Origin of the sequence: Streptomyces sp. NPDC087844 (genome assembly GCF_044742785.1) — a bacterium.
Taxonomy (GTDB): Bacteria; Actinomycetota; Actinomycetes; order Streptomycetales; family Streptomycetaceae; genus Streptomyces.
Genome location: NZ_JBIUVD010000010.1, coordinates 12,559 through 31,280, shown reverse-complemented (window position 1 = coordinate 31,280; position 18,722 = coordinate 12,559). Strand labels below are relative to the sequence as shown.

Annotated in this window: 14 protein-coding genes; 4 read left to right on the top strand and 10 right to left on the bottom strand. The window is 71.2% G+C overall.

What is annotated here, in order from left to right; translation table 11 throughout:
- Positions 1-88: 88 nt before the first annotated feature.
- Positions 89-1,954: an IucA/IucC family protein gene (locus tag ACIOKD_RS20610; RefSeq protein ID WP_402085802.1), complete on the bottom strand. Its 1,866-nt coding sequence runs from the start codon at positions 1,952-1,954 to the stop codon at positions 89-91.
- On the bottom strand, positions 1,951-3,132 hold the full coding sequence (locus ACIOKD_RS20605) for an acetyl-CoA carboxylase biotin carboxylase subunit family protein (RefSeq protein WP_402085798.1): 1,182 nt from the start codon (positions 3,130-3,132) through the stop codon (positions 1,951-1,953). Before ACIOKD_RS20605 ends, ACIOKD_RS20610 begins: the two co-directional genes overlap by 4 nt.
- 286 nt (positions 3,133-3,418) lie before the next feature.
- Between ACIOKD_RS20605 and ACIOKD_RS20600 the strand changes: the two genes are divergently transcribed.
- Positions 3,419-4,273, top strand: coding sequence for a (2Fe-2S)-binding protein (locus ACIOKD_RS20600; protein WP_402085795.1), 855 nt, complete (start codon positions 3,419-3,421; stop codon positions 4,271-4,273).
- 38 nt (positions 4,274-4,311) lie between these two features.
- Here the strand turns inward: ACIOKD_RS20600 and ACIOKD_RS20595 are convergent, their stop codons facing one another.
- Together ACIOKD_RS20595 and ACIOKD_RS20590 are read right to left on the bottom strand one after the other, a co-directional pair.
- Positions 4,312-6,354: an N-acetylmuramoyl-L-alanine amidase gene (locus ACIOKD_RS20595; protein WP_402085793.1), complete on the bottom strand. Its 2,043-nt coding sequence runs from the start codon at positions 6,352-6,354 to the stop codon at positions 4,312-4,314.
- A 327-nt stretch (positions 6,355-6,681) separates the two neighbouring features.
- Positions 6,682-7,824, bottom strand: coding sequence for an aminoglycoside phosphotransferase family protein (locus ACIOKD_RS20590; RefSeq protein ID WP_402085792.1), 1,143 nt, complete (start codon positions 7,822-7,824; stop codon positions 6,682-6,684).
- A gap of 232 nt (positions 7,825-8,056) precedes the next feature.
- On the opposite strand from ACIOKD_RS20590, the gene ACIOKD_RS20585 reads away from it, so the two are divergent.
- A complete protein-coding gene (locus ACIOKD_RS20585) occupies positions 8,057-9,556 on the top strand; it encodes a hypothetical protein (RefSeq protein WP_402085789.1) in 1,500 nt (499 codons plus the stop codon).
- A 66-nt stretch (positions 9,557-9,622) separates the two neighbouring features.
- Here the strand turns inward: ACIOKD_RS20585 and ACIOKD_RS20580 are convergent, their stop codons facing one another.
- From ACIOKD_RS20580 to ACIOKD_RS20560, 5 genes are all read right to left on the bottom strand, one after another.
- Positions 9,623-11,095, bottom strand: a complete 1,473-nt coding sequence (locus tag ACIOKD_RS20580; RefSeq protein ID WP_402085785.1) for a PP2C family protein-serine/threonine phosphatase — start codon at positions 11,093-11,095, stop codon at positions 9,623-9,625.
- A gap of 189 nt (positions 11,096-11,284) precedes the next feature.
- The gene (locus ACIOKD_RS20575) at positions 11,285-12,040 is read right to left on the bottom strand and encodes an HAD family hydrolase (RefSeq protein ID WP_402085782.1); all 756 of its coding nucleotides are present in this window, start codon (positions 12,038-12,040) and stop codon (positions 11,285-11,287) included.
- A gap of 74 nt (positions 12,041-12,114) precedes the next feature.
- Positions 12,115-12,789, bottom strand: coding sequence for a hypothetical protein (locus ACIOKD_RS20570; RefSeq protein ID WP_402085780.1), 675 nt, complete (start codon positions 12,787-12,789; stop codon positions 12,115-12,117).
- 148 nt (positions 12,790-12,937) lie between these two features.
- Positions 12,938-14,035 carry a chemotaxis protein gene (locus ACIOKD_RS20565; protein WP_402085778.1) on the bottom strand — a complete coding sequence of 366 codons (1,098 nt, stop codon included), beginning with the start codon at positions 14,033-14,035 and terminating at the stop codon, positions 12,938-12,940.
- A gap of 254 nt (positions 14,036-14,289) precedes the next feature.
- The gene (locus ACIOKD_RS20560; protein WP_402085775.1) at positions 14,290-15,951 is read right to left on the bottom strand and encodes an alpha/beta hydrolase; all 1,662 of its coding nucleotides are present in this window, start codon (positions 15,949-15,951) and stop codon (positions 14,290-14,292) included.
- A 325-nt stretch (positions 15,952-16,276) separates the two neighbouring features.
- On the opposite strand from ACIOKD_RS20560, the gene ACIOKD_RS20555 reads away from it, so the two are divergent.
- Positions 16,277-16,990, top strand: coding sequence for a chaplin family protein (locus ACIOKD_RS20555; RefSeq protein WP_402085773.1), 714 nt, complete (start codon positions 16,277-16,279; stop codon positions 16,988-16,990).
- Between the two features lie 62 nt (positions 16,991-17,052).
- Positions 17,053-17,550 carry a hypothetical protein gene (locus ACIOKD_RS20550; protein WP_402085771.1) on the top strand — a complete coding sequence of 166 codons (498 nt, stop codon included), beginning with the start codon at positions 17,053-17,055 and terminating at the stop codon, positions 17,548-17,550.
- Here ACIOKD_RS20550 and ACIOKD_RS20545 read toward each other — a convergent pair.
- On the bottom strand, positions 17,547-18,656 hold the full coding sequence (locus ACIOKD_RS20545; RefSeq protein ID WP_402085769.1) for an acyltransferase family protein: 1,110 nt from the start codon (positions 18,654-18,656) through the stop codon (positions 17,547-17,549). The two genes, ACIOKD_RS20550 and ACIOKD_RS20545, sit on opposite strands and share 4 nt — an antisense overlap.
- Between the last annotated feature and the right edge of the window lie 66 nt (positions 18,657-18,722).

Sequence of the window (18,722 nt, the reverse complement as noted above, 5' to 3'; positions counted from 1 at the left end):
GCAAGTGCGAAGAGAGCGAAGAACGGTCGCGCGTCGAGAGATCCCGGCGTCGGCCGGGGAGGGGGCCGACAGCGCCGCGCCTCGGTACTCACGCCGAAGTCCCTACGCGGCGAAGGTAGTTGGGCCCGCTGGTGTAGTACTTGTTGATGTCCGCCGCGCCCGAGCGTTCCTTGGTGAGGAGCGTTCCTGCGGTGACCATCGCCTTGACCGGCAGGCGCGGCGCGTCCAGCACCCGGGCCCGCAGCACGGCACCGGGCTCGCCCGCTGCGGTCCCGAGCCGTTCGATCGCCTCGGCGAGCCGGTCGCGCACGATCCGCAGCAACACCGGCAGGGGTGCCCGACCGTGCCCCGCCAGCCCGAAGGCGTAGGCGCCCGCGCACAGATGGACCGTGATGGTGGTGAACAGGTCGACGACCGGCCCGTCGCCCCCGGTGAAGGTCCTGACGTCGTCGAAGTCCGCGGGCCCCGGAGCCGCGGCCCCCAGCCGCTCGTTCAGCCGCGCGCTGTTGACGCGCGGCCCGTCGTTGTCCTTCAGCAGCAGGCGCAGCCGTGTTCGGCCGTCGTGCTGCCGGTCGAGGACCAGCGAGATGTTCTGCTGGTGCGACTCAAGCGCGATCCCGTACCCGAACAGGGTGGTCTGCCAGTCGAAGAGCGGGGTCAGGCAGGCGTCCAGCAGTCCGAGGACGTCACCGTCGTAGAAGCGGTCGGCCAGGTGGTCGGCCACCAGTCGTCCGCCGGGTGCTTCGGCGAGGAGCGCGGCCATGGGTACGACGACGGCGTCCTGGAGGCCGTCGTCGTACCGCCGGAACAGCGCGGCGAGCAGTTCGTGCCCGGCATGCGCGTACATGGTCTCGTCGGCGTGCAGGATCGTGCTCCGGAAGCGCGGCTCGCGGTCGATGATCTGCTCGATCAGGCGTTGTCCCGCGGCCCCGTCGAGGAGTGTGCCGGGTTTGATGGTCCGCCGGTTGCGCAGCCCCAGCGTGGCGGTGGCCAGGGGGAGCTTGACGTGCAGGAGCGGCTGCGCGGACAGGGCCACGGTACGCATGGACAGGGTCGGCACGGCTTCGAGGTGGGCGCGGTCGGCGAGCACGGCCCGGTCCGCCAGCCCGGTGGCGCGCAGGGCTCCCTCCAGTGCGGGCCCGACGGTCAACGGGTGTACGGGCAGGGCCACATGTGTGCCGTCGAGGCCGGTGAGCCCGAGCCGCGCGGGGGTGGGCCAGCCGTCCGGAAGCGTTCCGGTGACCGCGTCCCGCGGCAGCGCGAGCCAACGCAGGGCGAATCGTGGTGCGAACTCCGGTGCGTAAGCGCGGAGTTGTCGCTCCCCCAGCCCGGAGCGGCCTCGGGCGGTGGGGTAGACGGGATGGTCCAGACGGGCGGCGAGGGTGTCGTACGCCAGCCCTCCGGTCATCCCCGACCAACGTGCCGGGTTCTGACCGTGACGGTCCGTCAGTCGCTTGACCACCTCGTCGCGGGTCGCCGTGTGCAGCCGCATGGTGGCCAGCGTCTGACGGCACTCCTCGGCGAACGCGTCGAAGCCGTCCCGGTCGAGCGGGTGAGCGAGGCCGCGCAGGGCGGCGAGGATCGCGTCGCACGTGTCGTAGGACACGGACTCGGACCCTCCAGGTCCCTCGACCCCTTCTGTCTCCCCGGGCTCCCCGAACTCCCCCACAAGCAGCGGCAGTCGGGCCGCGTACTCGCACTGGAACCCGTCCTCGACGACCGGCAGCAGGAGAGACCGCCCCTGACCGGCGGCCCGTCGGAGCCAGGCGCCGTCCGGCCGGTGTACGAGCCTGCCGGACGAGCGCAGGCCGACGACGTCCTCGCGCAGCAGTGCGCTGAGCACCCGGATCACCAGTGCGCCCTCGGCGGTGTCGGCCTTGCCGCCCGCGCCACCCTCGCCGGCATCGGCATCGGCATCGGTATCGGTACCGGTACCGGGAAAGGAACCGATCACGGCTGGATCTCCCACCGCTGCCCGGCCAGGAACCCGGTCACCGCCTTGTCGACGTCCTCCTGGACGGTTCCGGTGGCCCTCACCACGCCGAGGAAGTCGCGGTTGGTGCGGTACACCTCGTGCCGCTCACCGATCTCCCGGAGCGGGCGGTAGGTCAACCGCACTCCGCCGACGCTCAGATCAGTCGCGGCGGGAGCGGCGGTCAGCGTTCCCGCGCTCTCGGCGCAGGGATAGTCCAGCCGGGCCACGCCGTCGCACCGCGCTCCGAGCGAGGCGGGCAGGGGCTCACCCAGATGCGTACGCAGGATGTGCTCGAAGAGCGGGATCTCCAGCAGGTGTGCCAGCAGCAGATCGCACTGGTCGCCTATCGCACGGTAGTTGACCTCGATGATCCTCGCCCGGCCCTCGTGCACCACGAACTCGGTGTGACAGGCGCCGAAACCGACGCCGAGAGCGTCGAGTTGAGCGAGTACCTGGGTGACGACCGCTTCGGGATGGGCCGCGACGAAGGTCAGCCGCTCCTCGATGAAGTGCGGCGGCGGGGACAGCTCGGTGTGGAAGCCGCCCAGGACATGGCGGACGTGACCGTCACCGAGCGTCTCCAGGGTGTACAGCTCCCCGGGCAGATACTCCTCGACCACCAGGGCGGCCCCGGGGCGTCGGCCCTGGATCTCCGCGCAGCGGGCCACCAGTTCCCCGGGGCCCTCGACGCGTACGACGTCCTCGCTGGCCACGCCCTCACGCGGCTTGACGACACACGGGTACGGCACATCGAGGGCGGCCACGTCCGTGTCCTCGGTGACGTCCGCCGACCACACCGTGTCCAGGCCGGCGGACGTGAGACGCCGCCGCATCTCCGCCTTGTCCTTGGTGCGCAGGGCGACCCGCCAGTCCTTGCCCGGCAGACCGAAGTAGTCGGCGGCCAGGGCGGTCTGGGTCTGCAGATGATCGCTGTTGGAGAAGACAGCGTCAGGGCGGCCGAGCGTCGAGATACGGGTGACCACGGAACGGAAGTCGCGGACGTCGCACCGCACGCTCTCGATCTCCGGATACACGCGCCGATGGGCGTCCGGCTGGTCGGTGAGCACAGTCACGTCGAGGCCGAGCCGCGCGGCGGCGGGGAGGAACCCTTCGGTGACGGAGTCGGTGGGGTTGCGGGCAAGCAGATACATACGCACGCGGAGCACAACTTCCGCTCGTGGGTGGGCGGGTGAGAACGGCCGGTCGGCCGGTGAGGCGTGATGAGGCAGGGCGCTGCCCGCACAGGCGCGGCCTGTTCGGTCGCAGTCACATTAAGTGATTTCAGGTGAGGCATGTTCTGTTTCTCGACCGGCCATGGAGGTGCTGTGACGTGCGCCTCCCTTGATCGTTGCTCGGGGGTGTCGTCACGCACTGCTGTTAGTGATCTCTATACTAAGGTAAGGCTTACCTCGTTTCTTGCTTTCCCTCTGCACAGGAGTACCGATGACCGTGGCCCTGGAGACCGTGTCGACCGGTGCGCCCGCGACCGTGTCCGGCCTGCTCTCCGACACGTATCGGCAACTGACCGAGGTGTGCCAGGCGTTGACGGTGCGCGTGGCGGATCCGGCGTCGGACTTCACCCGAAAGGGCGTGACCGGCGCGGAGTTGACGAAGGATCAGGCGGCCCTTGAGGCGTTCCTGTCGGCCGAGGACTGCCGCATCCGGGAACGCTACGACCATGTACCGCGCCGTGACGTCGCCGCGTCCCGTGCCCTCCACGACTACGCGTGGTCGGTCGGCCTGCTGATGAGCGGCGTCTGGTACCTCACCGGCCGGGTGCCGCGTGTCCGCCCCGAGGACGTGCGGATCGACCTGTCGTCCGGCACGTTCGAGATCACCCCCGGGCCGGGCCTGGCCTGCCTGCCGAAGGACTCGGCCGGCTCTCTCCCCGGGGTCCTGACGGTGCCGCACGAGGAGGCCCTGCGGGCGGAGTTGAGGGTCGCCGTCGCCGATCACATGGAGCCGCTGCTCGCCGCGATCGCTCCCTACATCCGGCGCGGCCCGCGCGCACTGTGGGGCCTGGTCACCGACGACCTCGTCTCCGGTATCTGGTACCTCGGCCGCATGCTCGGCCGGGAATCGGACTCCGTGAGGGCCGCCACCGCGCTGCTGCCCTCAGCGGTCACACCCTTTCCCGGTGGAGCGGACTTCCGCCACCTCACCGGCGGCGACGGCCGGCAGCACCCGACCCGCACCCGCATGGGGTGCTGCCTCTACTACACGATCCGCCCCGCCGAGGCCTGTGCCACCTGTCCGCGCACCTGCGACGCCGAGCGACTGCGCCGGATCGAGGCCTGAACTCCGGCGCAGCCTGCCCCCTGCCCCCTGCCCCCTGCTCACGCGGACGGCATCACCCGCACGTCGGCGGCCCGTACGAACGCCACGCGGTGTCCGAACTGGATCTCGTAGTACAGGTCCGAACCCCGCACCACCCGGTGCGGTGTCGTGTCGAAGGTCGGCGCGTAGAAGTACTCGCCGGGCACCTTGTCACCGACCGCGTACCTCTGCCCCGCGAGCAGCTTGTACGGCAGCGGCGAGACCGGCTGGACGGGCACACCCTCCGGGTACGCCTCCTTCTCCGGATACGCGCGCCCGTACACGGGGATCTCGGTCAGTCCGGCCTTCGGGGTGATGACGGCACCGGCCGCGTCCACCGCCGTCGGCTGCTCCGCCGGGTTCTTGAACCAGGCCTTCTGGCCGAGGTACCAGATCGCCGTCCAGTCGCCGTCGCGCCCGGCGACCGCGTACCGCTGACCGGTGGAGACCCGTGATCCCAGGTCGTTCACGCCGGTCGTGGAGTCGCCACCGCCCGGCCGCAGACCGATGTCCTTGACCAGCGGGGCGTCCTCGCGCGGCTCGGTGTAGAGGCGTACGGCACTGGAACCGTGGGCCGCGCAGGGCTCGGCCGCCGTGACGCAGCCGGTGAACACCGGCTTGTTCGTGGCGAACTTCGGCGCGACGGTCACCAGCCCGCCCTTCGGCCCCGCCGTGGCGCGCAGGGGCTTGCCGAGCAGCGCGAAGTAGTGCTGCCAGTCCCAGTACGGGCCCGGGTCCGTGTGCATCCCCGGAATGGTCGCGGTCGTCGTACCGGGCACGGTGTCATGGCCGAGGATGTGCTGGCGGTCCAGCGGGATGCCGTACTTCTTGGCCAGATACGTCACCAGACGCGCCGACGACCGGTACATCGCCTCCGTGTACCAGGTGTCTGGCGCGGTCAGGAAACCCTCGTGCTCCAGGCCGATCGACTTGGCGTTGATGTACCAGTTGCCCGCGTGCCAGGCCACGTCCTTGGCCTTTACGTGCTGGGCGATGTGCCCGTCGGTGGAGCGCAGGGTGTACTGCCACGACACATAGGTCGGGTCCTGCACCATGGCGAGGACGCCGTCCCAGGCACCCTCGGTGTCATGGACGACGATGTACTTGATGCTCTGGGCCTTCGGCCGGTCGCCCAGATCGTGGTTGCCGTAGTCGCCGTCCCCGAACTCCTCGTACGGTGCCGGGATCCACTCGCAGGACACGGTCGGCGGACACTCGGTGGTGCCCGCGGCCGGCGCCCGCAGCCCCGCGCCCGTCAGCTGGGCCGTCGCCGGGCGCAAGCGCGGCTGCCCGGCCAGCACGACCCGCTGCCCCGCGTCCGTCGTGCGCTCCGCGCCGCTGCGGATGACGTCGAAGACGTCGTCGGCGTACGTCGCCGCCGTCGCCGTGTCGTCGGCACCCGAGTAGCGCGCCACCGCCCCGTACCAGTCGGCCGCGTCGTCACTGAGCGGTTCGCCGAGCTGCTGCTGGGCCGCCGCCAGCAGCGCCGCACCGCCCGCCACGTTCGCGGCGGCGTCCGTACGCAGCCGCTCCGCGGGAATGCCGCTCAGCTGGGCGGCCTTCGTCAGCGTCTTGAGGCGCGCCGGAAGCTCGGCGTTCTCCGGCACCCGCGTGTCCGAATCCCGCGTGTCGGGCAGACGGGGGCCGCGTGAATCGTCGCCCCGCGGGTCCTCCGTACCGTCGCTGTGGTGCGGTACCGCGGTCCGGGCGATCGCCGTGCGGGCGTCGGTCAGATGCATCGGACCGTAGCCGCCCGTCACGCTCGCCGCCCTCTCGTGCGCGTCCCACCGGGACTGCAGGTAGGAGACGGCGAGGAGCACACTCCGCGGCACGTCGTACGCGTCGGCGGCGTTGGCGAAAGCATTCTGCAGAGACGCGGAGGGCGCGGAGGGCGCAGAGGACGCGGAGGACGCGGACGTCCGGTCGTCGTTGCCGTCGCCGCCGTCGTACGGGGCGGCACCGAGCAGGGGCAGCAGCAGCGCGGCCGAGGCGACGGCACCCGCGGTCCGGCGGACACGCCTGTGCCGGGCGGAAGCGCCGGGGTCGGTGGGGGATCCTCGCAAAGCAGGCCTCCTGGGACGATCGGGCGTGACGGTGCGTACGGGGGCGGGTGTGCGTCAGTGGTACCGGCTCTCCGACGATCCGTCAATCATTCCCGGAGACTTCTCGGAGACTTCCCGGAGACGGACGATTTCCCACGTCAGCGGTGGGGGTTCACCGATTTCGGTGCGGTGGTGACCGGCCTGCGTGGCGTCAGTGGAGTGGACCTCTGACGAAGTGGCGGCCGAAAGGCGGCGGAAGGGCGGCGGAAGGGCTGCGGAAGGGCTGCGGACACGAAGAAGGCCCGCGGTACGCCCTGTCCCTGGGCGTACCGCGGGCCTTCGTCCCCGTCAGCGAGTACCGACCGCCGCGCGAACGGCCTTGCGGGCCATCTGGCAGTCGTCGTGCAGCCGCCTCAGCAGCAGCCGCTGTTCCTCGCCGGACGGCGCGGCGCCCGGGTGGGCCGGTCCCGGTGCCGCCGGGGTCGCCTCGTGCATCGACCGCTGCACGGCTGTCTCGTACGTCCGGATCTCCCTGGTCAGGACGAGCATCAGGTTCACCAGGAACGCGTCACGCGCCGCGGGTCCCGCCGACTGGGCCAGCTGGCTGATCTGCCGGCGGGCGACGGGCGCCTCCCCGAGGACCGCCCAGAGCGTCGCCAGGTCGTACCCCGGCAGATACCAACCCGCGTGCTCCCAGTCCACCAGCACTGGACCGGCCGGTGAGAGGAGCATGTTCGACAGGAGGGAATCGCCGTGACAGAACTGGCCCATGCCCTGGCGGCCGGCCGAATGCGCGATGCCGTGCACCAGTTTTTGCAGGTCACCCATGTCCCGGTCGGTGAGCAGCCCCAGCTCGTGATACCGGGAGATCCGCGCCGCGTAGTCCAGCGGGGCGTCGAACGTCCCCGCCGGCGGCCGCCACGCGTTCAGCCGGCAGATCGCGCTGAGCGCCGCCCTGATGTCCGCGCGGGGCGGGGCCTCCACCGGGTGCCGGTTCAGCGCCGCCACCCGTCCCGGCATCCGCTCGATCACCAGGGTGCAGTTGTCCGGGTCCGCCGCGATCAGCCGGGGCACCCGGACCGGCGGCCGGTGCCGGACGAACGAGCGGTATGCCGCTATCTCGTGCCGGATCCGATCGGTCCACACGGGGGAGTGGTCCAGTAAACACTTGGCGACCGCGGTGCTGCGCCCTGTCGTACCGACCAGGAGCACGGAGCGTCCGCTGCGGCGCAGCACCTGCACCGGAGCGAACTCCGGGCAGATCCGGTGCACCGAGGCGATCGCCGTGCGCAGTTGGGCGCCCTGGGGGCCGGACAAGTCGAGTCTCCCGCTGAGCGGTGGCGTCCCGAGCCCCGGAATACGCCGCGTACGGCCGGCACCGAGCGGGGGAGCCGCCGTGGGACGCGCGGGGTCGAGGTAAGGGCCGCCGCCGGCCGGACGGGCGTGCAGCGACCGGGATGGGGCGGACACGGAGGACGATGCTGTGTACATGGGCGAAACAGATCCCTTCGTGTGCCGGCGAATTGCCGCGCTACCCGCCCCGGTCGCGCCGGTACACCCTGGGGAGTGTCCCTCGGCGACCGGGTCGGGGTGGCGCGTTCCTACCTGACACCCGGCGCCCACTGGCACACCATCTGGCGTGCCCTGGCGAACCCTGGCGAATAGTCGCTCAGCAACTGACAGACGGTTACTGTCAACTCAGCCGAGAACCTGGGGGCTTGACGTGAGCGGACAACCCAATACCCGACTGTCGGACCTGTTCGGCCTGGCCGGCTGGTCCAAGGGCGAACTCGCGAGGACGGTCAACCGGCAGGCGGCGGCCATGGGCCACCCCCAGCTGGCGACGGACACTTCGAGGGTGCGGCGGTGGATCGACACGGGAGAGATCCCGCGCGATCCGGTGCCGCGGGTGCTGGCAGCACTGTTCACCGAGCGTCTCGGCCGTGTCGTGACCATCGAGGATCTCGGTCTGGTCCGGCACGGGCGTACGGGAAAACGGCAGGGCGGCGGGAGTGCGGAACATCCCGACGGTGTGCCGTGGGCGCCCGAGCGGACTGCCGCGGTCCTCACCGAATTCACGGGAATGGACCTCATGCTCAACCGACGCGGCTTGGTGGGTGCGGGCGCCGCGCTCGCCGCAGGATCCGCAATCAGCAGCTCCATGCACGAGTGGCTGCACACCGATCCGGCCCTGGTGGCCGACGCCCCTGAAACCGACAATCTCCTGCACGCCGACCCCGCTGGGTTCGACCGCTACGAGGCCGCCCCCATCGGGTCGCAGGAGATCGAGGAACTGGAGCGCTCGGTCGAGGTGTTCCGGGCCTGGGACGCGGCCCGCGGTGGCGGCCTGCAGAGAAAGGCTGTCGTAGGACAGCTCAACGAAGTGGGAGGCATGCTCTCCTACCGGCACCCCGACCATCTGCAGCGGCGCCTGTGGGGCGTCGCCGCCAACCTCGCCGTCCTCGCGGGCTGGATGTCGCACGACGTCGGCCTGGAGCCCACGGCGCAGAAGTACTTCATCATCGCCGCCCACGCGGCCCGAGAAGGCGGTGACCGGCCCCGCGCGGGTGAGGCGCTCTCCCGGGCGGCCCGTCAGATGGTGCACCTGGGCCGGCCCGACGACGCGCTCGACCTCATGAATCTCGCCAAGTCGGGATCCGGCGACGAGGTCCTGCCCCGTACGCAGGCCATGCTCTACACCATCGAGGCCTGGGCGCAGGCGTCGCTGGGCAAGGGCCAGGCCATGCGGCGCACCCTGGGCGAGGCGGAGGACCTCTTCGTCTCGGACAAGGGTGACGTGCCGCCGCCGAGCTGGATGCAGCTCTTCGACGAGGCGGACATGCACGGGATGCAGGCACTGGCGTACCGGACGCTGGCGGAGCACGACCCGGCCGCGGCCGCCGTCGCGCAGCGCCATGCCAAGGAGGCCCTGGCGCTGCGGGAGAAGGGCCGGGACCGGTCGAAGATCTTCGACCATCTCTCGCTCGCCTCGGCCTGTTTCATCGCCGACGACCCCGAGCAGGCCGACCGGTACGCACGCCTGGCCCTGACGTCGATGGGTTCGAACTCCTCCCATCGCACCTGGGACCGGCTCCGGGAGATGTACCGGCTGACAGGGCAGTACTCCAGCTATCCGAAGATCCACGATCTGCGCGAGGAGATCAAACTGTCGCTGCCGAAGGGTGCGTTGAAACCGAGGGGCAGCAACAGCGCACGGGCGTAGGGGCCGGTGCTCCGAGATCGGTGACCCGGCCGCCCGCCTCAGGATTCCTCAAGTCCTTGGGATTCTTCAGGTGGTGACCCGGGCGACGAGTACGCAGGCGTCGTCCTCGCGTTCCGTCTCCCCGAACTCCTCCACCACTGTCCGTACGCAGTCCTGGGCACTGCGGGCCGCCCGGAAACGGGGTGCCAGGTCGAGGAGGCGGCTGACGTCAGCGGTGCTTTCCACTGTCCCGGTCGCGTCCGGGCGGGCGCACCCCCACCGTGCGGGGACGAGCCCGTCGGTGTGCAGGAGCAGCAGGTCGCCCGGTTCGAGGGGCACTTCGGCCTGCCCGTAGACGGCACCCGGGGTGGCGCCGAGGAGGACGCCGTCCGGCGGAGCCAGCATGCGCCCCGTCCCGTCGCGGAACAGCAGCGGGGCGGGGTGTCCGGCCTGCGCCCAGACCAGGGTCCGGCTCCGAGGCCGGTAGCGGCAGCACACCGCGCTGCCCAGGGCCGGCTGGACGGAGGCGTCCAGTAACTGGTTGAGCCATGCCATGAGCCGGCCGGGTTCGGTGCCCGCCACGGCCATGCCGCGCAGCGCGCCGAGCAGCATCGCCATGCCCGAGGTGACGGTGACCCCGTGGCCGGTGAGGTCGCCGACGCTCAACAGCGTCTGCCCGTCGGGCATGGCGAGGGCGTCGTACCAGTTGCCGCCGATCAGCGAACTGGTCGAGGAGGGCAGATAGCGGGCGGCCAGGTCCAGTGCTCCCGGGCCCCTTTGGGGGAGCGGCGGGGATCCGCGCCACGGCGGCAGGACGGCTTCCTGCAACTCGACCGCGAGACGGTGTTCGGTCTGGGCGGCCTGCCGTTGACGCTGCAGCGAGTCACGGGTCTCACTGACGGTCCGCTGGCTGCGGCGCAGTTCGCTGACGTCCCGCAGGACGGCCCACATCGAGGCGGTGCTGCCGTCAGTGTCGAGGACCGGCTCACCCATCATGTGCACGGTCCGTACGCCGCCGTCGGGCCGCACCATGCGGAACTCCCCGTCGATCGGTTTGCCGTCGATCAGACAGTCCGTGACCATCGAGGTCAGCCTCGGCCGGTCCTCGTCGAGGACGACGGAGGGCAGTTCGTCGAGGGTGAGCGGGGGAGCGGCGGGGTCCCTGCCGAGGATCTGGTAAAGCTCTCCGGACCAAGTCGCCTCGTCCGTCAGCAGGTTCCACTCGGCACTGCCGACCCGACTGATCAGCGAGCCGCGTCCGCGGGGTGAGGGCGGCACGGCCCGTACGGCGGGGGGTGCCGCTTCCTGCCCGGCGGGGGCGGTGGAGGGGCCGTCCCTCAGTTGCGACAGGTGCGCGTCGAGATCGTCGAGCTGATGCATGGCCAGGTCGCACAGGGCGCGCTGCCAGCGCCCCTCCGGGTCCGTGCCGTCGGCCGGCGCGTCGCGTCGGACGGCGTCCATGTCGCCCCGGAGCCGGCGCGTCTGCGAGATGAGCGCGTCGACCGAGCCGCGCGGAGGCGGCTGGGCGGCAGGGTGGTCCGCCGAGAGATGGGACGGCATGACGTACTCCGATACAGGCACGGTACGACCAAGGCAGAGGAAGGACCGTTACGACTGTTGCACAGCCTGCGACGCGCTGTAAGGGATTCGGCAACACACGACAGGGTGGTGCCACCGGCACGTGCCACTGTCCTTCCGAGGGGCCTGACCGGGACGGATCCGGTACGCGGATCGACGGTCGGGTCGTACTCAACAGGGGTGAGTCGAAGGGGTGCGACTCACCCCTGCCAGTCGCAGCACGGCGTCCAGGCCCCGGGGCGCGCCCGGGGCGGCCCCGGCGGGCAGCACGTAGGCGCGGAGCCCGGCGCCCGCCGCCCCGCCGTCCTTCGCCGGATGGTCGCCCACCATCAACGTCTCGGCCGGCGCGACCCCCAGTTCGCGGCAGGCGTGCCCGAAGAGCGCAGGGTCGGGCTTCTCCGTGTCGTGGGCGTAGGAGTGCACCCACGACGAGAAGTGCTGTTCGAGCCCGTGGTGCGCGAACGTCGCCCGCAGATCCCACCCCACGTCACTGACCACGCCGAGGGCGATCCCCTCGTCGTTCAGCCGCGCGAGCGTGGACGCGCTGTCGGCGTACGGCACCCAGTGCTCGGGTGCCTGCAACTGCGCGTAGAGCGCGTCCGCGTGCGGCGCGAGCTCCCGTACCGACGCGTACCACGTGGTGAACGCGTGCCGGTGCGCGCGCGAGGACACATCACGGCCGCGCTGCGCCTCGATCACGTCCGGGTCGGCCAGCCCTTTCTCCAGCCCGTTCAGGAGCTCGTCCATCTCCCGCTCGCCGACACGGCGTCGGAGCGCGGTGCGGATCCGGTCCGCGTACGAGCCCATCTGGAAGAGCGTGCCGCCGAAGTCGAACAGCACGGCCCGGACGGGGGGCGGACCCTGTTCGGAGAGCGTGGCCCGCAGGGGGCCCTCGGGGCCGCAGACCGGGAGCGGGGAGCGAGTCATCCGATCTTCCTAGCCGCTCCGCGCGGCACAGGCAATGGCCGTGCTCAGCCCGGCGCCCTCGGATGTGTGGCAGGTCAGTACCGCTGGGCCTGGGACAGCTTCGGAGTCAGGGCCGGTTCGGCCGGCTTGCGGCTGACGGCGAGCGGCTGGGCGCGTTCGCCGGGCGCGAGGTCCTCGGCACCGACGTACCTGGTCTCCACCGTCTTGCCGGAGGAGTCGAGGAAATCGACCCGCACGGCGTACGAGGCCTCGCTGTCGGTCTTGTTGGTGATGTTCACCAGGACGACGAGCAGGCCGCCGGTCCCGGACCGGGGTTTGCCGGTCGTGGAGACGTCGGACATGGCGTTTCCCCGACCGTCGACGTCCTTGAGCGCCTTCTCCGCGGCCTTGTCGGCCCGCTCCACCTCCGCCGACACGGACGCCTCGAAGGAGGAGGCCGCGGCCGAGGCGGAGGACGCCGCCGCGGAGGCCGCGGCGCGCGCGGACTCGACGACCGACTCCTTCATGGAGGGGGCCCTCCCCGAGAAGGACGCGGTGTCGGGAGGGGAAGGGCGTTCGCTGAACGAGGGGATGGAGGTTTCCGAGTCGCTGTCGGTGCCGCACGACGTGAGGGCGCTCGCGACCGCGGCCAGGGCCGCCACCGCGACGACAGACGAACGCGTGCGGCCGGGTCGGCGGGGCCCGCGGACCCCACGGACCCCACGGACCCCACGGACCTCATGGGCCCCACGGGGCAGTGGTGTGTTCATCGAGTGCTGTCCTCGCTGCCGCTGCCGCTGCCGGTGTCGGTGTCGGTGTCGATGGGTCGGAGAGGCCGGGCGGTCGAAATGCACCGCGTGCCGGGGAACGTACTGGTGTGCTGACGGCCACCGCGCGCGGCACCGGTATCGGACCCGTTCAGTAGCGGAGCACTCCCGCGATGCCCTGCGCGTCGGCCAGCGTCCCGTCCGGGACGAAGCGGACCTGCGCGCCGGTGTCCAGGCACTGTTCGACGATCTCGTCCACGATGTCGTGCCGGGCGTCGAGGTCGTCACCGTCGGCCGGGACGAGATGGTCGCCGCCGTCGTCGCGTACCGTCACGCGGTAGTTCTCCTCGACGGCCAGCAGGCGCACGCGGCCGGCGGTCGCCTTCTGCCACACCTCGTCGACGCCCGCCGCGAACGCCCGGCGGCCCTTGGCGCTCTCCAGCTCGGTCGTCACGGTATCGATGTTCCGGAAGTCCTCGGCCGTGACCAGCGGCCGGACCGACTGCCACACCGCCTCGGCCCCGGCGTGCCCGAGACCGCCGTGCGGGACCTGTACGGCGTCCGCGGCGACGGTGCCGACCTCGCCGAGGAGCGAGAGCGCGGCCTGTTCACCGGCGACGTACAAGGGCCGCGGGGCGGAGCGCAGGACACCGGCGAGCGCGGTGTCGGCGTCCCGCAGGAAGCGGCGCGTCTCCTCGTCGCGGAAGGTGCTCGGCACATCACCGACCCGTTCCTCGCGCTCGACGTCCTGCGGTTCCAGGCTCCGCGTCAGCGGGAATCCCGCCAGGTCGGCCTGGACGACACGTTCTCCGCCACCGCTCCACAGCGCGATCCGGTCGGCGGAGACCGTCAGTACCCAGAACGGGCTCTCGGCGGCCTGGGCGGCGACGAGATTGCGGGTGAGGAACGTGTCGGACAGCACGACGCGCTCCGGAACGGTCCGGGCCAGCGACCACACCTGGTGCTCCCCGGGAGCCGCGAAGATCGCGAGGCCGTCCTGGGAGTGGCTCAAATCGACTTCCGCCAGCGCCTGTTCGAGCTGCTGGACGACGTCCGTCCGCCGCTCACGGGTGACCGCGGGGTCGGCTTCCAGCTGCTTCTTCGCCTCGGCCAGCACATTGCGCAGCCGGACGGGATCCTGCGCGTTGTCGGGCTCCCTGCGGTGGGTCGGCGTCAGCACCGACACCGCCGGGTAGGGCCGAGGTCGACGCAGTTCGGTCAAAGTGGCGGAACTCAGCACATGCTCCATAAAGGAACCATAGGACCGAATCGACGGCGAGGCATTCGGAGGAACCCGGCCGGACAAAAGGGGTGATGCGAGTCGCGCACGCCCGCAGCCGCACTGGCGCTGCCCACGCCGACCACGATGGTCGTCGGTTCCATGGCCGGTGCGGGCGTCTTCTCACTGCCCCGGCGCTTTGGCCACGAGAGCACTTCAAGGGCCAGGCCACGTTCGAGGGCCTCTGCGTGCGCCGCCACGCCCCGTCCCGGGTCGTACGCGGCTCACTCCTCCGAGCCGCACGAGCTGCCGTCGGCCGGCAGTCGCCCGTACAGCAGGAAGTCGTCGATCTTCCGGTGCACGCACTTCGAGGAGGAGTAACCGGTGTGACCCTCGCCCTTGTTGTCGAGCACGACGGCCGACGGACCGAGCCGGTCCGCGGTCTCGGTGGTCCAGCGGTACGGCGTGGCGGGGTCGCCGCGGGTGCCGACGAGGAGCATCTTCGGAGTGTCGACGTCCCGTACCTCGTCGCGGATGTACGAGGTGCCCTTGGGGCGCCCGTAGCACATCAGGGCCTGGGCGAGCCGGTACCGGCCGAAGACCGGCGACGCCTGCTCGTACGCGGCACGCAGCCTGTCGAGGTCTGCGAGGACCTGGTCGGCGGTGGGTCGGTCGGGGTCGTCGGCGCAGTTGATGGCCATGAGAGCGGACGGAAGGTTGTCGAGCGGGATCTCCCCCTCGCCGACGAGACCGCCGTCCTCACTGGGGGAGTCCGGACCGGGAAGGTCCTGACCGGGAAGGTCCTTACGGGGAAGGTCCTCACGGGGGAGCGAGCTGCCGCCGACGTAGAACCCCATGATGCCCCGCGTGTCCCCGTCCTGGACCAGTGAGGTGAGCGCCTGCGAGAGGGCAGGCCACAAGTCCTTGCTGTAGAGGGCCTGTCCGATGGCCCCCACCAGGTCCTGGCCGGAGAACGGTATGCCGAAGTCCGACGGCACCGGGTTCTCGTCCAGCGAGCCGATCAGCCGGAGCACCTCCTCGCGGGCCGCTCGCGGATCCTGGCCGAACGCGCAGTTGACGTCCTCGGTGCACCAGTCGAGGAAGTCCTCCAGGGCGGTCTGCAGGCCCTGGGAGCCGGTGATGCCCTGCTCGCTCAGCGGTTCGGTGAGGGTGTCCACGCCGTCGAGGACCATGCGGCCGGTCCTGCCGGGGAACTGGGCCGCGTACACCGCTCCCAGCCGCGTTCCGTACGAGAAACCGAGGTAGTTGAGCTTCTTGTCGCCGAGGGCCGCACGCATGACGTCGAGGTCGCGCGAGGCGTCGACCGTGCCGATGTGCGGCAGCACCGGCCCGGAGTGCTCGGCGCAGTCAGCGGCGAGCTTTCGCAGTACTTCGAGAGCGGCCCGCGGATCGTCGCTCTCGTCCGCCTGCGCCTGCGCCTCAATGTCCGTGTCCTCGTCCGAGCCGGGGTCGGGGTCGGGGTCGGGGTCGGTGGAGTCCGTCGAGTCGTCCATGCCCTCGCCGCAGCTGACCGGCGAGCTCCGGCCGACGCCGCGCGGATCGAAGGTGACCACGTCGTAGCCGTTCGTGAGACCCATGAAGTCCTTACCGCCGTCGGCGAGTTCGCTGACTCCCGCGCCGCCGGGGCCGCCGAAGTTCAGCAGCACCGAGCCTCTGGACTTGCCGGTCGCCCGGAACCGGGCCATGGCCAGGTCGAGCGTTCCGTCGGCGGGTTTCGCGTAGTCGACGGGGACGGTCACCTTGCCGCACTGCAGGCCGTCGGGCAGTCCGTCGCCCGGGCAGGCCGACCACTTGATCGTCTGGTCGTGGAAGCGGGACAGGTCGGGTCGGTCGTCGGCAGCCGCGGCCACCGACGGCAGCCCTGCTCCCAGCAGGGCCAGTGTCATGGCGCAGGTGAAGGCACGGCGTTGGCGCGTTGACAGCATCAGGCCTCCCGGGACGCCCCGGCCCACGGCCGGGATTTCCCCCTCGATCACGATAAGGGGGCACCCGCGGCCACGCCTCTCGGCGAGCGGGGCGGCGGAACAGGCCTTATCCTGCGCCGCCTGCTCAGCGACCGCCTGCTCAGCGACCGCCTGCTCAGCGACCGCCTGCTCAGTCCGTCCGCTCAGTGCCGTCCGCTCGGCCGCGCTCGCTCGTCGCCAGCTCGAAGGGGGGTGTTTGCCGGATGGGCCATAACCTGAGTGGTTTGCCCGCGTTTAAACGGTGCGGGCGCCTGCTCGCGACCATGTCCTGGAAGGCAGGGAACCTATGAAGCGGGTTGCCCGTAGTGGTTTGATCATCGTGGCCGCCGCCTCCGGCGCAGTGGCCGTGACCATGCCGGTGTACGCGGACTCCGCGGCCGACGGCGGCACGGCCCACTCGCCCGGGGTGATCTCCGGCAACACCATTCAGCTCCCGGTGGACGTACCGGTGAACGCGTGCGGGAACACCGTGAACGTGGTCGGGCTCCTCAATCCCGCGGCGGGCAACAGCTGCGCCAACGAGGGCGGCGACGGCAAGGGAGGCGGCCACGGGGGCGCCGCGGGCGCCGTCGCCGAGGGCGTGGGGAAGGATTCACCGGGCCTGATCTCCGGCAACGGCGTGCACCTCCCGGTCCAGCTCCCCGTGAACGTCTCCGGCAACTCGGTGAACGTGGTCGGCATCGGGAACCCCGCCGTCGGCAACGAATCCACGAACACCTCGGCGGAGAGGCCGCAGCACCCGAACCCGCCGTCCGGCCCGAAGCCTGCCCAGCCGTCGAAGCCGCCCGTGCACCCGGCCGACCCCGCCGACCCGGTGGAGGCCGAGGGGCCGCAGATCCTGCCGCAGGCGGTCCCCAGGGCCGCTCTCGCCCAGACCGGCACGGACCTGATGGGTGCAACGGTCGCCGCGAGCGCCGCGCTGATGCTGGGCGGAGCCGCGCTGCACCGCCGCTTCCGGCCCGCCGCCGTACAGCGGCCGGGGCGCCGGGACGGGCACTGACCTGAAGTCGCCGGCACGCACGGGGCCGGGCCCGAGCCCGGACCCGTGCGTGCCATCGTTCTGTGCGAAGAGAGACCTTCCGGTTCGGCGGAGTCCCGACAGCGGGTGCGGCCACCGCGGCCACCGCCTCCGGCGTTCGCGGCGCGCAGGTGGCCGACCTTGAGGCGGTCATCGCGTACGACAGCGGCTGTCACCCCGCCGAGCGGCCGCGGTTCGTGGAGAGCTGGCTCGGTGGTGCCGGGCATCGCGCCCTGGTCCGTGTGGTCGACGGGCGGCTCACCGGCTACGGCGTGATCCGGCCGGCCGCCGACTCCCTGCGCATCGGCCCGCTGTTCGCGGACACCCCGGACGACGCCCGCGCGCTCTTCGCCGCGCTGATCGGCGAATCCGGCGGCCGAAGGGTCTGTGCCGACATCCCCGAGACGCACAAGATGGCCGTCGCCCTGGCCGAGGAGCACGGCCTCACCCCGTCGTTCGAGACGGCCCGCATGTACACGGGTCCGGTCCGGCCGTACGCCACGGACCGCGTGTACGCGGTCACGACGCTGGAACTCGGTTAGACGTCCTTGGGGGCCCGGTCCGACCGGACCTCGTCGCCGCGGCGGAACATCCACTCCATGCGCGGCTCGACGGCGAACCGGAACACCGTGCGGACCGGGGCGGAGCACAGCGCGGTGATGAGCCCCACGGCCGCCGCGGTGACGGCCAGTTCGCCGAGCGCGGTGTGCAGCCAGGGGCGGTCGTACCAGTCCCAGAAGCGGGATGCCTTGATGACGAAACCGTGCAGCAGATAGCCGTACATCGTGCCCGCGCCCAGCGCCGTGCACCACAGGTGCCGCCCGGGGACCCAGGACAGGAAGCAGGCCGTCAGGACCAGGGCGAGGCAGAACAGTGCCGGGGTGGTGAACAGCCCCACCCAGTTCGGTGCGCCCTGGCCCGTGACACTGCCCCGGTGGTAGAGCCAGCCGGCGCTGAACCAGGGCGCCACCAGGTACGCCGTGACCAGCGCCGCAGCTCCCACCGGCAGCGCGAACAGCCGTACGCGCCAGGTCCGCAGCCGCTCGAAATGCTCGGCGCGCAGCGTCAGACCGAGCACGAAGAACGGCAGGAAGCCCAGGACCCGCTGGATGGAGATGTCTCCGCCCAGATCAGGCGAGACGGCGGCCAGCACGGCCAACCCCAGTGCCACCGGGACCGGGTGACGCAACGTCAGCCAGATCGGCGTGGTGATCCGCCAGATGAAGAGCGCGAGCAGGAACCACATCACATACCAGGGGTCCAGCAGACTCAGTGGGTAACCGGGGTCGTCCTGGGCCCACCGGTAGAACAGCGTGTACGCGGTCTCGAAGACCAGATACGGCACGACGACGCTCGTGAGGAGCCGCCGCACCCGGCCCGGCGCCATGTCGAAACTCCGCGAGAAATAGCCGGAGACGAGGGCGAACGCGGGCATGTGGAAGGCATAGACGGTCAGATACGCGGCGGTCGCGACCCGGCTCCCCTGGGTCAGGGGTTCCCAGGCGTGGCCACAGGCCACCAGTACGATGGTGAGGTACTTCGCGTTGTCGAAGTACGGATCCCTGCGGACGGACGCCGGTTCGGCCGGGGCCGCGGTGAGGCTTTCCCGTGGCGCGGTCGGCGCGAGGGCTGACAGATCGTGCGACACCACATCTCCTGGCCTCGGTGGCGGTGAGCCGATCTCTCCCGCCTGCCCCCTCACGTACGGCTCAGT

What these genes read in the sequence shown, in the direction of transcription:
- ACIOKD_RS20575 (WP_402085782.1), bottom strand. Translation starts at nt 12,040, where the DNA reads ATGACTCGCTCCCCGCTCCCGGTCTGCGGCCCCGAGGGCCCCCTGCGG.
- ACIOKD_RS20600 (WP_402085795.1), top strand. Translation starts at nt 3,419, where the DNA reads ATGACCGTGGCCCTGGAGACCGTGTCGACCGGTGCGCCCGCGACCGTG.
- ACIOKD_RS20590 (WP_402085792.1), bottom strand. Translation starts at nt 7,824, where the DNA reads ATGTACACAGCATCGTCCTCCGTGTCCGCCCCATCCCGGTCGCTGCAC.
- ACIOKD_RS20555 (WP_402085773.1), top strand. Translation starts at nt 16,277, where the DNA reads ATGAAGCGGGTTGCCCGTAGTGGTTTGATCATCGTGGCCGCCGCCTCC.
- ACIOKD_RS20560 (WP_402085775.1), bottom strand. Translation starts at nt 15,951, where the DNA reads ATGCTGTCAACGCGCCAACGCCGTGCCTTCACCTGCGCCATGACACTG.
- ACIOKD_RS20565 (WP_402085778.1), bottom strand. Translation starts at nt 14,035, where the DNA reads ATGGAGCATGTGCTGAGTTCCGCCACTTTGACCGAACTGCGTCGACCT.
- ACIOKD_RS20570 (WP_402085780.1), bottom strand. Translation starts at nt 12,789, where the DNA reads ATGAACACACCACTGCCCCGTGGGGCCCATGAGGTCCGTGGGGTCCGT.
- ACIOKD_RS20580 (WP_402085785.1), bottom strand. Translation starts at nt 11,095, where the DNA reads ATGCCGTCCCATCTCTCGGCGGACCACCCTGCCGCCCAGCCGCCTCCG.